Source organism: Arthrobacter sp. 05T45, from assembly GCF_056395875.1.
This window is the reverse complement of sequence record NZ_JBFTKI010000015.1, coordinates 1-13,729: the sequence shown is the minus strand read 5'-3', so window position 1 is coordinate 13,729 and position 13,729 is coordinate 1. Positions and strand designations below refer to the sequence as shown.

At 65.4% G+C, this 13,729-nt stretch carries 14 protein-coding genes; 4 read left to right on the top strand and 10 right to left on the bottom strand.

Going from position 1 to position 13,729, the window contains the following annotated elements; all coding sequences use genetic code 11:
* Window positions 1-40: 40 nt before the first annotated feature.
* From AC1DGD_RS14335 to AC1DGD_RS14310, 6 genes are read right to left on the bottom strand one after another with little or no spacing between them, the layout of a single operon-like run.
* On the bottom strand, window positions 41-931 hold the full coding sequence (locus AC1DGD_RS14335; protein WP_476857226.1) for an ABC transporter ATP-binding protein: 891 nt from the start codon (window positions 929-931) through the stop codon (window positions 41-43).
* Window positions 918-1,829, bottom strand: coding sequence for an ABC transporter permease (locus AC1DGD_RS14330; protein ID WP_476857225.1), 912 nt, complete (start codon window positions 1,827-1,829; stop codon window positions 918-920). Before AC1DGD_RS14330 ends, AC1DGD_RS14335 begins: the two co-directional genes overlap by 14 nt.
* Window positions 1,826-3,562 (bottom strand): glycosyltransferase family 4 protein, encoded by a 1,737-nt coding sequence (locus tag AC1DGD_RS14325; protein WP_476857224.1) that lies wholly within the window; start codon window positions 3,560-3,562, stop codon window positions 1,826-1,828. Before AC1DGD_RS14325 ends, AC1DGD_RS14330 begins: the two co-directional genes overlap by 4 nt.
* Window positions 3,559-4,800, bottom strand: coding sequence for a glycosyltransferase family 4 protein (locus AC1DGD_RS14320; RefSeq protein WP_476857223.1), 1,242 nt, complete (start codon window positions 4,798-4,800; stop codon window positions 3,559-3,561). Before AC1DGD_RS14320 ends, AC1DGD_RS14325 begins: the two co-directional genes overlap by 4 nt.
* 23 nt (window positions 4,801-4,823) lie before the next feature.
* Window positions 4,824-5,114: a hypothetical protein gene (locus tag AC1DGD_RS14315; protein ID WP_476857222.1), complete on the bottom strand. Its 291-nt coding sequence runs from the start codon at window positions 5,112-5,114 to the stop codon at window positions 4,824-4,826.
* A 17-nt stretch (window positions 5,115-5,131) separates the two neighbouring features.
* Complete coding sequence (locus AC1DGD_RS14310) at window positions 5,132-5,383, bottom strand: hypothetical protein (RefSeq protein ID WP_476857221.1); 252 nt, start codon at window positions 5,381-5,383, stop codon at window positions 5,132-5,134.
* 359 nt (window positions 5,384-5,742) lie between these two features.
* Between AC1DGD_RS14310 and AC1DGD_RS14305 the strand changes: the two genes are divergently transcribed.
* Entirely contained in the window at window positions 5,743-6,243 is a 501-nt protein-coding gene (locus AC1DGD_RS14305) for a DUF3515 family protein (protein WP_476857220.1), read from the top strand.
* Between the two features lie 48 nt (window positions 6,244-6,291).
* Here the strand turns inward: AC1DGD_RS14305 and AC1DGD_RS14300 are convergent, their stop codons facing one another.
* The 4 genes from AC1DGD_RS14300 to murA are packed head-to-tail and all read right to left on the bottom strand — an operon-like array spanning window position 6,292 to window position 10,586.
* Complete coding sequence (locus AC1DGD_RS14300; protein ID WP_476857279.1) at window positions 6,292-7,422, bottom strand: D-alanine--D-alanine ligase family protein; 1,131 nt, start codon at window positions 7,420-7,422, stop codon at window positions 6,292-6,294.
* A gap of 17 nt (window positions 7,423-7,439) precedes the next feature.
* Entirely contained in the window at window positions 7,440-8,489 is a 1,050-nt protein-coding gene (locus AC1DGD_RS14295) for an NAD(P)H-dependent glycerol-3-phosphate dehydrogenase (protein ID WP_476857278.1), read from the bottom strand.
* 14 nt (window positions 8,490-8,503) lie between these two features.
* A complete protein-coding gene (locus tag AC1DGD_RS14290; RefSeq protein WP_476857219.1) occupies window positions 8,504-9,250 on the bottom strand; it encodes a lysophospholipid acyltransferase family protein in 747 nt (248 codons plus the stop codon).
* Window positions 9,251-9,260: 10 nt separating this feature from the next.
* Window positions 9,261-10,586, bottom strand: coding sequence for a UDP-N-acetylglucosamine 1-carboxyvinyltransferase (gene murA, locus AC1DGD_RS14285; protein WP_028278332.1), 1,326 nt, complete (start codon window positions 10,584-10,586; stop codon window positions 9,261-9,263).
* Between the two features lie 248 nt (window positions 10,587-10,834).
* Between murA and AC1DGD_RS14280 the strand changes: the two genes are divergently transcribed.
* From AC1DGD_RS14280 to AC1DGD_RS14270, 3 genes are all read left to right on the top strand, one after another.
* Window positions 10,835-11,353 carry a GNAT family N-acetyltransferase gene (locus AC1DGD_RS14280; RefSeq protein WP_230012081.1) on the top strand — a complete coding sequence of 173 codons (519 nt, stop codon included), beginning with the start codon at window positions 10,835-10,837 and terminating at the stop codon, window positions 11,351-11,353.
* A gap of 446 nt (window positions 11,354-11,799) precedes the next feature.
* On the top strand, window positions 11,800-12,765 hold the full coding sequence (locus tag AC1DGD_RS14275) for an amidohydrolase family protein (RefSeq protein WP_476857218.1): 966 nt from the start codon (window positions 11,800-11,802) through the stop codon (window positions 12,763-12,765).
* Window positions 12,766-12,893: 128 nt separating this feature from the next.
* Window positions 12,894-13,729, top strand: an 836-nt coding sequence (locus AC1DGD_RS14270) for a 13E12 repeat family protein (protein WP_476857217.1), incomplete at its 3' end; no start/stop codon positions are given.

Here is a 13,729-nt window from a genome sequence, read left to right as displayed (position 1 = left end):
CTCGGCGCCAGTACGCCGTCTTGTTTCGAAGACTCATTCGCTACCTGGACCGCTTCCAGCCGTTGGGCAGCAGCGTGGTTCGCATTTCCGGAAGGCTTGCCATCAGCTCCGCCCGGATCTGGCGGCCGTAATCGGCGTTGCCCTCGTTCATGCGCCAAATGAAGTTCCGGTATTCCTTTGCGACGTCATCCGGGGTTCCGTCCATGATGAAGTCGCCCTTGTCGATCCAGATGGCGCGGTTGCACATGCCCGTAATTGTCCCGAGGCTGTGACTGACAACGAACACGGTTCCGGCCTGGTTGGTCACGTGCTCCATCCTGGCCTTGGAGCGATCTTTGAACTGGGCATCACCGGTGTTGAGCGCTTCATCGATGAGCAGAATCTCGGGGTCCACGGCAGCGGCGATGGCAAAGCGGAGGCGCGCCCCCATGCCCGAGGAATAGGAGTTCATCGGGTGGTAGATCTCGTGCTCCAACCCGGACATCTCGACAATGTCATCGAACTTGGCATCGATTTCTGCGTGGCTCATGCCCATGGCCAGGCAGCCGAGCCGAATGTTCTGGGCACCGGAGATGGAGCTGATCAGTGCCGCGTTGACACCGAGAAGGATGGGATTGCTCGCGGCGTAAACAGTGCCGGAATCGGGAATGATCAGACCCGCAAGCACCTTCATCAGGGTGCTCTTACCCGAGCCGTTGCGGCCAATGACCCCAATGGAGTCGCCTTGGTTGGCCACGAAGGAAATCTTGCTCAACGCCTTGGTCTTCACCACGGAGTCGCCGCGCCGGGGCGCGCGAAGCCTCTTCAGGACCGAGGTCCGGGCATTAGTCCGCCCGGGGGTTTGGTTCTTGGTCCGGTAGACCACCGAAACGTCGTCTACTACTACTGTCGGCTCGTTGATGTGGCCGCCTGACACCTCAGACACGTCCATAGCTTTCCTCTCCGCGCCAGAAGACAAAGAGTCCGGCCGCTACCGAACCCAGAGCCCACAGCCCCAAAACTGCCCAGGCCCGCCAGGACGGTGTGGTGTCGTAAAGAACCGTGTCACGGATGACCTTGATGACCTGGAAGACCGGGTTGAAATCCATGATGGTGCGCATCACGGGATACTTGCCGAAGCGGCTCTCAGCAAAGAAGACCGCGGAGACATACATCAGGAAACGAATGAGGAACGAGAGCAGGTGGCTGAGGTCCGGGATTTTGAGCAGTACCGGCGCCAGCAACATGCCAATCCCCAGGTTGAACAGGAATTGCAGCAGGATCGCCGGAATGATCAGGAACCACCGCCACGTGATTTCCTCGGCCGGCGCCGTAAAGATGACGAAGAGCAGCATGACGATCGTCACGGGAATGTTAGAGAGGAGCTCGCGCACGTTGACGGCGATGGGCAGAGACGCACGCGGAAACTGGAAGGCACGGATCATTGATGTATTACCAGTGAGCGACTTGGCTCCGCCAAGGATGGACCGCGTACTCATCTGGAACGTAAAGACGCCGATGATCAGGTAGCCGATGAAGTTGTCAATGCCTTTGCTGGTGCCCAGGAACACGCCAAAGATCAGGTAGAAACTGAGACCGTTCAGGACTGGCGTCAAGACAAGCCAGGCGGTTCCCAAATGGGTCTTGTCGTGGCCGCTCTGCACCCTGGCCCGGGCATCGAACAGGATGAAACTCCGGCGGTCCCACAACTGGACCAGGTAATCCAGGAAATCGGGCCGCTGCCCCACCTTGCTCAGCCGGGCAAGGTTCACGGGCACCGAGACCGTGGCGGGTGCCTCCGTCAGCACGGCTTCGGTTTGTTCAGCTTCCGTTTTTTCTTGGATGCTCATCTAGTTACTCCCAGCATTTCCAACTCTCGTGCCAGGGCAACCGCGTTGGCGGCCCATGTTCTTTCCTGCAACACGCGTTCCCGGCCGGCAGCTCCGAGCTTTGCTGCAAGTTCCGGGTCCGAAAGCAATTCCCGGATCGCCGTGGCGATTGAGACAGGATCCCCCGCCTCCGCTAATAGGCCGGTTACGCCGTCTTCGACGATTTCCGCCAACGCCGGCAAGTTGCTGGCCACCACGGGCCGGGCACAGGCCATGGCCTCCACGGGTTTGAGCGGTGTCACGGATCGCGTCACCTCCAGGTCCTTGCGCGGCACAACGAAAACATCCAGCGCCTGATGGTACAGGGCCGTCTGGCTCCGAGGCACCCGGCCTGTAAAGGTGATGCGGTTGATGAATCCGCTCCGCTGCGCCTGAATCTGCAGCGATGGCATGGAGGACCCGTCACCTACGATCAGGAGACGAAGTAAAGGAAGGTCCCCCGCAAGCCGCACAAATGCGGCGAGGAGGTCCTCGATCCCTTCATAGGGTACCAAGCTGCTCACGGTGCCGATAAATTGCGCGTCTTCTGCGAGACCAAGCTCACGCCGGGCACTGGCCCTGTCCAGCGGCTCGGTAAGGAAGTCACCGCCAACAGCGTTGGGGGCAATCAGGACCTTTCTGGCCGGAATTCCGGCAGCGACGATGTTGGCCTTCATGGCCGTCCCGAGGGTCAGCACGAGGTTGGCGGCCTGCATAACTTCCGTTTCCCGGCGCCGGAACATCCGGTACTTCTCGCTGTTGCGCGCCTCGGGTCCGCGGGTGGAGGCCCAGGTGTCGGCCAGCTGGCCGCGGACCTCGTAGACCCAGGGAATCCCGAGAGCCTGAGCCACGGCCCGCACCACGAGTCCGTTGACGTAGTGCGTGGTGGTATGCAGCACACTCGGCTTGAAGTCCAGGGCCACGGCCAGCAGTTCCTCCGCCTGCTGCTGCAGCCGGGCGTCAATGGACGAGGCCATCGTGCCCGGCAGGAGCCGCCGGTACCGGATCCCGTCCACGGTGTCCGTAGATTTCGCGAGAAGTTTACCGACCTGCACGGGGTAACCCATCCTGGTGACGGCAAGCACGTCCCAGCCGGCTTCCTGCTGGGCCAGCAACGTCGAGTGGGAGCGCTGGGCATAACCGCTGGCGGTGTGCGGCAGCGAGTTCGTCAGTAGATGAAGAATCCGGCCGGGAACCGGTTCGTAGGGCCGGCGTTCCAGGGAGGGCGATGCGTCCGTCAGGATGGCCGCCTCAGCAGCCAGGCGGGCACGTTGCCGCTGTCCCGCCGCTCCTGAGCCATGGAGGGCCTCGACCGCGCCGCTGACGTCGCCGTCATACCAGAGGCGACGTGCCCGGGCCTGTTTGAGACGCTGCGCCGTGCCTGCCTTGGCCAGGAAATCGTCCGATAACGCCGGGAGGTTCGCGGCAAGGGCGACGTCGGCCAGCCGTCGTGCGCGCTCGCCTTCGACGTTGCCGCCGGCGGCGATGCGCAGCCGGCGCTCGACGTCGGCGCCATCTCCGGCGGCGAGAGCCGCGAACAGCACGGCCGCGGAGGTGGAGTTCTTCGGGGCCAGTTGGCACAGACGCTTCGCGAGCGGAAGTACCGCCGAGGGCAGCCTGCGCGAAAGCTGCAGGAACAGCATGACGGGATCGTCAGTCAAGTGCTGGCGGACCACGCTCTGGGCCAGATGCACGTTCTTGAGGAGCTGCATCATCGGCTAGGGCCGGTATCCGCGAGCAGTTCGGTGATGAGTTCCATGTAGCGGCCGGCGAGTTGCTCGTACTCGGCATTAGCCTTGACCCACTGGCGGCTGTCGCCGTTGCGAACCAAACGGCCGCGGTCGGCTGCCAGCTCGCGCCACAGTGTGGCCAGCGCTTCCGGGTCGCTGGCCACGATGTCGCCGGCCTCGGCGTCCGAGACGATTCGCGCCGCTTCTCCCTTCACTACAGCGGTGATGTGCCGGCCGATCGCCAAAACTTCATAAGTCTTGGACGGCACAGTGGTCTCAAAGGATTTCCAGTCGTCCCGCAGGGAGACAATGCAGGTGTCCGCCGACGAGTAGCGTTCCAGCATGGCGTCCCCGGTCAGTGGCGGGTGGAACGTGACAGGAGCCTTCAGCTCACGTGCCAGCTTCTCGAGCGCTGGCCTTTGGGTACCGTGGCCCACCAAGTGCAGGTGCATCGAGTCCCCCACCAGTGCACTGGCACGGATGGCGACATCGAGTTTTTGGCTCTCGCCGTGGTTCCCCAGGTACAGGGCCTCGAAGACGTCCCGTTCCGGTTCAGGCGGCCCCACGACCGGAATGGCGTCCAGATGCACGCCGTTGCTGACGGTGGCGACATTGCGGACTCCGCGCGAACGCAGCGTGGCCGCGAATCCCTCGGTCACTGTGACCACGAGGTCTGCCCGGTGCTGGACGAAGTCCACCGCGTGCTCCACAACGCTTTTGACACTGCCTTGGACCAGGCGGGCGTCGCGCGCCAGGTCCGGCCAGGCATCGCGCATTTCCACGATCAGCGGGACGCGGCGCATTTTGGCCAGCGCGTAGCCGGCAGCCAGCGAAGGCAGCCCCGGAGCGGTGACAATGACGACGTCGGGCTTGCGGACCATCATCCCGGCGGGGACGGACATGAGGGCGGAATAGCACTGGTCCAGCAGGCGCGCGGCGCGGGAGTTGCCGTGGCGCAGGTAGGGGACGTGGAGGATTTTTTCGGTGAACTGGCCGTTACGCAGCCGGAACGGCCTTCCGGCCATCCAGCGCGGGAGGGCCCGCCGGCCGAAGGGATAGTGCGCCACCGGAGTCACGACGTCGACATCCCAGCCGGAGTGCGTGAACTCCTTGATCATGGCAGTCCAGCGCCGCTGCGGCGGGCTCTGCTCCGGCCAATAGGAGTGGGTGATCAGCGTGATCTGCACGCCGTCATACTTGGTTTTGGGCGCTGCAGATTCCACCAGGGCTTCATCCTGCACGGGTGTCAGGACTTACCGGTCCGGGGGACGCCGGTGGCCTTCTTCGAACCGATGAACCGGAAGTAGGCAAAGCCAAGGCCCAGCAAGACCAGCACGGTGATGGTCTGGACGGCCAGGGGGCTGCCGGTAGCAACGGCCACGGCGGCCTGGACCTCGGACTTCACCATGACCGGCGGCTGAGTGGGCGTCGCGATGACAGCGGGAGCCGTGGACTGCGCCGGTGTAGGCGTAGGTGTCGGGGTCGGGGTTTCCGAGGGGGTTTCCTCGACGACGGGGGCCGGGACGGGCGGGGGCACCGGAACAGGAGCGGGAATTACCACCGCAGGAGCGGGTACTGGCACCGGAGCAGGCACGGGCGCAGGCGCCGGCGCGGGGGCTGGCGCAGGCGCAGGCGCCGGTGCGGGGGCTGGCGCAGGCGCCGGTGCGGGCGCAGGAGCCGGGGCTGGTGCGGGCGCAGGAGTCGGGGCTGGCTCCGGAAGAGGTGCCGGAGGGACCGGAACAGGGTCGGGAGCAGGTGCAGGCTCAGGAGCGGGGTCCGCTGGCTGCAGAGGATCACCGGAGCCACCGCCGGGCGAAGGATCCGGCGTCGTGGTCAGGAATCGGATGAGAGGGTGGGGAACGGCTACCGCGGCGTTTGCCGCTGTCGCCGTGCCCATGACTGAGCCGGCGAGGATCAAAGCTCCCAGCCCCACTCGTATAGACTTTTTTCGGCTGCACGACGTCATCGACAGTCCCTCCCCCACAGTGCGAGATTGAATCAGGTGTGCGTTATGCGGCCAACACTAACGTCATTGTCGGCAGAGCCCCACTGATGCACGAGGTCCCAGTCTACTCGATGGTAAGAGTCAGGCTGTTCCTAGAGATGCTACCTTTACTCTCCAAACCGGGACCATAGCGCCACGCGGACCGGGATAAGCTGGATCAATGCTCCCTTTCAGCCGTCTGGTTTCCGCGCGCCTGTCCTTGACTGTGGCGGCCGCCGCAGCCGGCCTGGCCTTGACCTCGTGTTCCCCGGTTGTCGACGTCAAGCCCGCCAAGGATGCCGCGAACGCGGCCTGCGCGCCGATGATGCTGGCCCTGCCGGACGCGATCGGCGATGCCAAGCTGCGGAAGACCAACGCACAGGCCACTGCGGCCTGGGGCGATCCGTCCCAAGTGATTCTCCGCTGCGGCGTCAACGTTCCCGGACCCACGACCGACCGCTGTGTCAGCGTCAACGAAGTCGACTGGGTCATCAAGGAAGGCGACCCCGTGTGGACGCTGACCACGTTCGGCCGCGAACCGGCCACGGAGATCCTGATGGACCCGGACAAGATCAGTTCGGCCACCGTGCTGGCGGACCTTTCCGCCGCCGCGCTGAAGATCCCGGCAACCCGGAAATGTGTGGGTCAAGAGGACCTGCAGAACCTCCCCACCAGCAAGTAGGCCCGGGCAGGCGCATCCGCGCCCGCCCGGTTCCAGCGCAGCGCGGTTCTAGCGCAGGCCGGTCTTGCGGTGCAGGGCCAGGTGGATCAGCTCGTCAATCAGGTCGGCGTAGCCCAGTCCTGAGGCGTTCCACATCTGCGGGTACATGCTCTTGGGCGTAAACCCGGGCATGGTGTTGATCTCGTTGATGATCAGTTCGCCATCAGGGGTGTAGAAGAAGTCAACCCGGCTCAGTCCCTCGCCGCCGACGGCGTCAAAGGCGACCGCGGCCAGTTCCCGGACACGGGTGATCGCTTCTTCGGGGAGGTCGGCCGGGCAGCTGAGGGCAGCGGCGTCGTCCACATATTTGGCGTTGAAGTCATAGAATTCATGGCCGCCGCCCGCGACGGAGATCTCACCCGGCATCGACGTCCGGGGAGCATCGGTCCCCCGGCCCTCCAGCACGGCACATTCGATCTCGCGGCCCGTGATGCCGGCCTCGATGACCAGCTTGGGGTCGTGCTCGCGGGCGATCTCTATGGCGGCGTCGAGGCCCTCGAGGGAGTCCACCTTGGAGATTCCCATGGAAGACCCTGCCCGGGCCGGCTTGACGAAGACCGGGAAGCCGAGCTGGTCCACGCGCTTGCGGACGGTCTCGGGATCGTTGCGCCACTGCCGGTCAGTCACGGCGATGTAGGGTCCCACGTGGAGCCCGGCCGATTCAAAGACCACCTTCATGAAGTGCTTGTCCATGCCGACGGCGGACGCGAGCACGCCCGCGCCCACGTAGCGGGTGTCGGACAGTTCCAGGAGGCCCTGGATGGTGCCGTCTTCGCCGAAGGGCCCGTGCAGCAGCGGGAAGACGACGTCGACGGCGCCCAGCTCCTGCGGGACGGTGTTCGGGGCTGCGACGATCAGCTGGTGCTCGCCGCCGATCTCGGCCAGGGTCACGGTCTGCGCCGAGGGGGCCACCTCGGGCAGCGACGAGGCGGAGAGCGACCACTCGTCGGTTCCGCCGGACGCCAAAACCCACTGGCCGGTCTTGGCGATCCCGATCGGGATGACGTCGTACTTGTCCTTGTCGATGGCTCCCAGGACGCCGGCGGCTGTCACGCAGCTGACGGCGTGCTCGCTGGAGCGACCGCCGAACAGCACCGCCACGCGGGGCTTGGGCTGGCCCGTACGGCCGTCTGTGGTCATGTTGTTCTCTGACACTCTCAGTAATCGCCTTCGGGTTTCAGGTCCCGGGACAGCAGCAGCGGCCCCAGTTCGTCTACGGACAGTTTTCCGGCAAGGACCGCGACGACGGCGGCCGTGATCGGCATATCGACGCCGAGCTTTCCGGCAAGTTCGTGGACCGCCTGGCTGGACTTGATGCCTTCGGCCGTTTGCTTCATTTCGGCGGTGACCTGGTCGAGGGTCAGCCCCTTGCCCAGCAGCCTGCCGGCCGTGTGGTTTCGGGACAGGGGCGAGGAACAGGTCGCCACGAGATCGCCCAGGCCGGCGAGCCCCGCCATGGTCCGGGCTTCGCCGCCCAGGGCGAGGGTCAGCCGTGAGGTTTCGGCCAAGCCGCGGGTGATGACCGAGGCCTTGGTGTTGTCCCCCATCTGCTTGCCTTCACAGATTCCCACGGCCAGAGCAATGATGTTCTTGACGATCCCGCCGATTTCGACGCCGACCACATCGTTGGTGGTGTACGGGCGGAAATAGGGCGCGGTGCAGCTGCGCGCGATCCAGCCTGCGGTGACCGGTTCCGTGCAGGCCACGACGGATGCCGTTGGCTCTTCCCGGGCGATCTCCATGGCCAGGTTGGGACCGGATACCACGGCGACCCGGTCCGCGGGCAGGTCCAGCTCCGTGCCGATGACCTCGCTCATGCGGGCATCTGTGTGGAGCTCGAGGCCCTTCATCAGGGACACCACGACGGCCCCAGGCGCCAGATGCTCCTTCCAGGCCTTCAGTTGCGGCCGCAGGGTTTGTGCCGGCACGGCCAGAATGACCAGCTCCGCGCCCGCCAGGACCTCGGAAACGTCCTTCGACGCCGTGATGCTGGCCGGCAGCGTGATGCCCTTCAGATACTGCTCGTTGCGGTGCATGGTATTGATCTGGTCCACGACTTCGGGCCGCCGGCCCCAGAGGCGGATATTTCGTTCGACGCCGGAGGCTGTGGCGGCGTCGGCCACGACCTTGGCGAAGGTCGTGCCCCAGGAGCCTGCCCCCAGGACGGCCACTGTGGCGGCGGACCCGGATTCGCGGGCCGCCGACATCGCCAAATCCGCCGTCACTCTGTGACGTCCGGGTCTATACGGCCGTGCGTTGGCTGGTTGTGCGCCGCCGGGTTCCAGCGTTGCGCGGGCGGTTGTTCTCCACGCAGTCCCGCCAGGAGGCCGGTGATGGCGTCCATGATGGCATTCGTGGCTGCGTCGAGCGTCGCCTTGTCCAGCGAGCGGCCCTCAAAGGCGCTCAGGTCCACGGGATCCCCGACCACCAGGCGGGAGGTCTTGCGGGGGAAAATGTAGAAACGCTTCGCATACCGCGGGAAGACCTCTTGGGCACCCCAGTGGGCGATGGGCACCACGGGAATGCCGCTCTCCAGTGCCATCCGCGCGGCACCGGTGTGCCCTTTCATCGGCCAGAGTGCCGGGTCCCGGGTCAGGGTTCCCTCTGGGTAGATGATGATCGCCCCGCCTTCGTTCACGATCTCTTTGGCGAGTTGCAGCGAACGGTTCGCCCCCGTCGTCGAACGTTCCACCGGGATTTGCTTGGTGGAGCGCAGGACGGCGCCAAGGACCGGCACCTTGAAGAGGCCGGCCTTGGCGAGGAAATGCGGCATCCGTTTCTGGTTGTAGAGCATGTGCCCCACCACCAGCGGGTCGATTTCCGTGCAGTGGTTGGGCGCGGCGATGAAGCCCCCGGCGGGGAGCTTTTCGAGGCCTTCCCACTTCTTTCCCATGAGGAGGTTCATCACGGGCCGGATGATCCCGGCGACTGTCACGAACGTGACGTGGCTCTTGGCCGATTCCTTCACGGGTCCCCCGCTACTTGGCCGAGGTGATGTCGAAATCGGCGCCCAGGCCCGCGAGCTTCTCGGTAAAGCGCTCGTAGCCGCGGTTGATGATGTCGATTCCCGTGACGCGGGAGGTGCCGGTGGCGGCCAGGGCGGCAATGAGGTGGCTGAATCCGCCGCGCAGGTCCGGGACGTCGATGTCGGTGCCCTTGAGCTGCGCCGGACCGGAGATGACGGCGGAGTGCAGGAAGTTGCGCTGGCCGAAGCGGCACGGCACGCTGCCGAGGCACTCGCGGTGGACCTGGATATTGGCGCCCATGCGGATCAGTGCATCGGTGAAGCCGAACCGGTTCTCGTAGACGGTCTCGTGGACAATCGAAACGCCCTCGGCCTGGGTCAGTGCGACGATGAGCGGCTGCTGCCAGTCCGTCATGAATCCGGGGTGCACGTCTGTTTCGAGGACCAGGGGGTTGAGCTTGCCGCCGCGGTGGTAGAAGCGGATGCCGTCGTCGCCGATGTCCATGCCGCCGCCGACTTTGCGGTACGTGTTCAGGAAGGTCATCATGTCGCGCTGCGTGGCGCCTTCGACAAAGATGTCGCCGCGGGTGACCAAGGCCGCGGAAGCCCAGGAGGCGGACTCGTTGCGGTCCGAGAGGGCGCGGTGGTTGTAGCCGCCGAGGTCCCGGACGCCTTCGATGCGGATGGTGCGGTCCGTCTGGACGCTGATGATGGCGCCCATCTTCTGCAGCACCGCGATCAGGTCCACGATTTCCGGTTCGGTGGCCGCCCCGGAGAGTTCGGTGATGCCTTCGGCGCGCGTGGCGCTCAGCAGGACCTGCTCGGTGGCGCCCACGGACGGGTAGGGCAGCGCAATCTTGGCGCCCTTGAGCCCGTTGGGCGCGGAGATGTGGATGCCGCCGGGGCGCTTTTCCACGACGGCGCCGAACTGGCGCAGGACATTGAGGTGGTAATCGATCGGACGGTCGCCGATCTTGCAGCCACCCAGGTCCGGGATGAAGGCCTCGCCGATGGCATGGATTAGCGGCCCGCACAGCAGGATCGGGATGCGCGAATCGCCGGCGTGGGCGTCGATGGCCGTGCTGGAGGCCGTCTTGGCGCCCTTCGGGTCAAGCGTCAGATCGCCGGTCACGGGATCCTTGTCCACCCTGACGCCGTGCAGCTGGAGCAGGCTCGTGACAACCTCGACGTCCTTAATTTCAGGCACGTTGCGCAACACCGATGGCTCATTGCCCAAAAGGGCGGCAACCATGGCCTTGGGGACAAGATTCTTGGCCCCGCGAACGGTGACGCGGCCAGTTAGCGGGACGCCTCCGCGGATTGTCAGAACACTACTCATATACCGGTTTCCTCACGACTACTCGCCCCCAAATCCTTACAAAGGCTCCAGCTAAGCATAGGAGCATCCGTTACCGATCTGAAATACGGAGCGGTTCCAGGGGCCCCGTGTTGGCCCTTTCGGCACGGATGCGGCGGCGCTTTCGGGCCTGCGGGCTTTGCGCAAGGTGGGCGCTGAGGGTTTGCCCGGTGCACCGAGGACCGGACCAACTCCTGAGAAAAGGAGAACCCTTCGAATACGATCGTGTAATGCCTCGCCTTATCGCTCCGGACGTCATCTATCACTCCTCCTGGCTGGAAGGATCCGCCGAATTTGACGGCGCCCACCGGGACGGCGCGGGTGCGGAGGACTGGCCACTGGAAGAACTCGAAGATGACCAGTCGTTCCGCCGCTTCGTCGATGCCCTCGTCAACGATGCCCGGCCGGAGAGCCCGAGGAAAACAGGGTACGTACCCTGCACATACCTGTGGATCGTGGACGGTGACACTTTCCTTGGCTCACTGGCCATCCGGCACGAGCTGAACGATTTCCTTCTCAATCAGGGTGGGCACATCGGCTACAGCGTGAGGCCCTCCGCACGGCGCCGCGGCCACGCAGCTGCCGCCTTGGCCAACGCCCTGCCAATTGCCAGGGAGCTGGGCATCGCCCGAATTCTCCTCACTTGCGATGAAGATAACGCCGGTTCCCGGGCCACAATCGAAAAGAACGGTGGCGTCTACGAAGACAGCCGCAACGGCAAACGCCGCTACTGGGTCGGGCCCGCCTAACCGGAAGCACAAATAGAAGGAATCTCAATGCTGTTGTCAGTGGATTCCTGAGGCCTATGGCTAGGGGCCGAGGCACTTGGCGGTCGTAGTTCCGGGATAGGGTCTGCGCGTTTTGCTGTTGCTCATGGATTGTTACTTTCACGTGGGCGGGGCGGCACCTGTTCATGTGTCCTTCAGGACGTTCATTTACGCGCTCTAGCCTCTGCCGTCACCTGTCACCTCGACCCCCGGACGCGCGCTGACCACGGACAACCAGCAGGGCGACTAAGAGAACGGATCCCAGCGCCCGCGGCCTTGGTACACAGAAGTTCGAAGAGCACACAGTGACGGTCTAGCGCAGTCCCAGGCACCGTTCGGCGGTCTGCTCAGGGGTCGGATTTGCGAGTAGATTGTTCACATCCGCTGAGGGCCCGCATATCAGCGAAACGACGTGGACAAGGATCCGGATGGGCCGGCCGTACCGCATTGACACGCATCAGCACATCGTTCCGCCCGGGTATGCGCGCTGGATGCTTGAAGAGGGCATCCGCCCCGGCGGCATTGGCCTGCCGTCGTGGTCCGAGCGCTCAGCGTTGAAGTTCATGGACAGGCACGACGTGCAGACCGGCATCTTGTCCCTGTCCACTCCCGGCGTGTACTTCGGGGACGCTGCGGAGGCACGTCGGCGGGCGCGGGAGATCAACGAATACTGTGCGGAGGTGGTCGCGGCCCGGCCTGAGCGGTTCGGGTTCTTCGCGACGCTCACGCTGCCGGACGTGCAAGGCGCCCTGGCGGAGGCCCAGTACGCCCTGGACACCCTGCTCGCGGACGGGATCGTATTGCTGGCCAACAACGCCGGCCGCTATCTGGGCGATCCTGGCTTTGAGCCTCTTCTGGAGTTCCTGCACCACCGCCGGGCCGTAGTGTTCATCCACCCCGCTGAACTGCCCGGTCCGGCGGTGCCGGGCATACCCGCCTTTGCCGCAGATTTCTTGCTCGACACGACCCGCACCGCGATCAGCCTGATCCTGTCCGGTGCGATGGAAAAGTTCTCGGGAATCAGGTTCATCCTGGCCCACGCGGGCGGCTTCGTGCCTTACATCGCCTACAGGATCCTGCTGACGATGCTCAACGATAAGGGCCTGGCCCTCAGCGCACTGGCGGCGCTGGGAGATAAGAAGCAGTCCATCTTGCGCCGGTTTTATTACGACGTGGCCCTATCCGCCAGCCCGGCGGCCCTGCCCAGCCTGCTTGAGGTAGCTGACCCGGGCCGCATCACATACGGAACTGACTTCCCGTTCGCACCCTCTGCGGCGATCGATTTCCTGAATATGGAGTATGAAAATTATCCGCTGGACCCCTCCGTGCGCGCGGCGATAGACCGCGGCAATTCCGAGGCGCCTTTTCCCCGGCTGAGGCCTGAGCAGACTTAGTTCACATTGTGCGCGTTGCGCTCCCCGGCAGGAGGGGTTCCGGTGGAGGACGGGTGACCCGGTGGAGCGGGCACGTACGATCCGCAGGAAAGAACCTGATTGTCAGAGGTCCCTGAAACACTGGATTCATGGACGGCAATCAGGGGCCCGAAGTGGTTCCGGCAGGACACGGCGACGCCGGCTTCGGCCCCGCCGAGGGCGATGCCGCCGCCATTCCGGGCACCAGGGAGGCGGCCGTCGCGGGCCGGCTGGCCGCCGGACCGGTGGGCTTAGGCTGTCCGCCCACGGACAGTGCCGGGATCATTGACCGGATCCGGGAACTGGAGGACTGGAAATCCGCCGCGACCGCGGAACAGGCCCGGCTCGCCGTGGCCTTCGACCTGCTCCAGCGCCGCGAACAAGCCCGGCTCGGGGTCCCGGCCGAGAAGCTCGGCGCCGGGATCGGCGCGCAGATCGCCCTGGCCCGGCGCGAATCCCCGGCCAGGGGCGGCCGGCTCCTGGGCCTGGCCAAAGCCCTGATCACCGAGATGCCGCACACCCTCACCGCCCTGGAAACCGGCCAGCTGAACGAATGGCGCGCCACCCTGCTCGTTCGCGAAACCGCCTGCCTGAGCGCCGCGGACCGGGCCGCCGTCGACGAGGAATTGGCGCCCGACGCCGGGACGTTCGCCGGGGCCGGTGACCGGGCCCTGGTCGCCGGGGCCCGGGCCGCCGCGTACCGGCGTGACCCCCGCTCCGTCACCGAACGCGCCGCGCACGCCGCCACCGAGCGGCACGTCAGCCTCCGCCCGGCCCCCGAAGCGATGACCTGCCTGACCGCCCTGCTGCCCGTGACCGCCGGCGTCGCCGTCTACAAGGCCCTCACCGGGCACGCCGACACCCTCCGCGCCGCCGGGGACCCGAGGGGCCGCGGGCAGCTCATGGCCGATGCCCTGGTCGAACGCACCACCGGCACCCCCGGCGG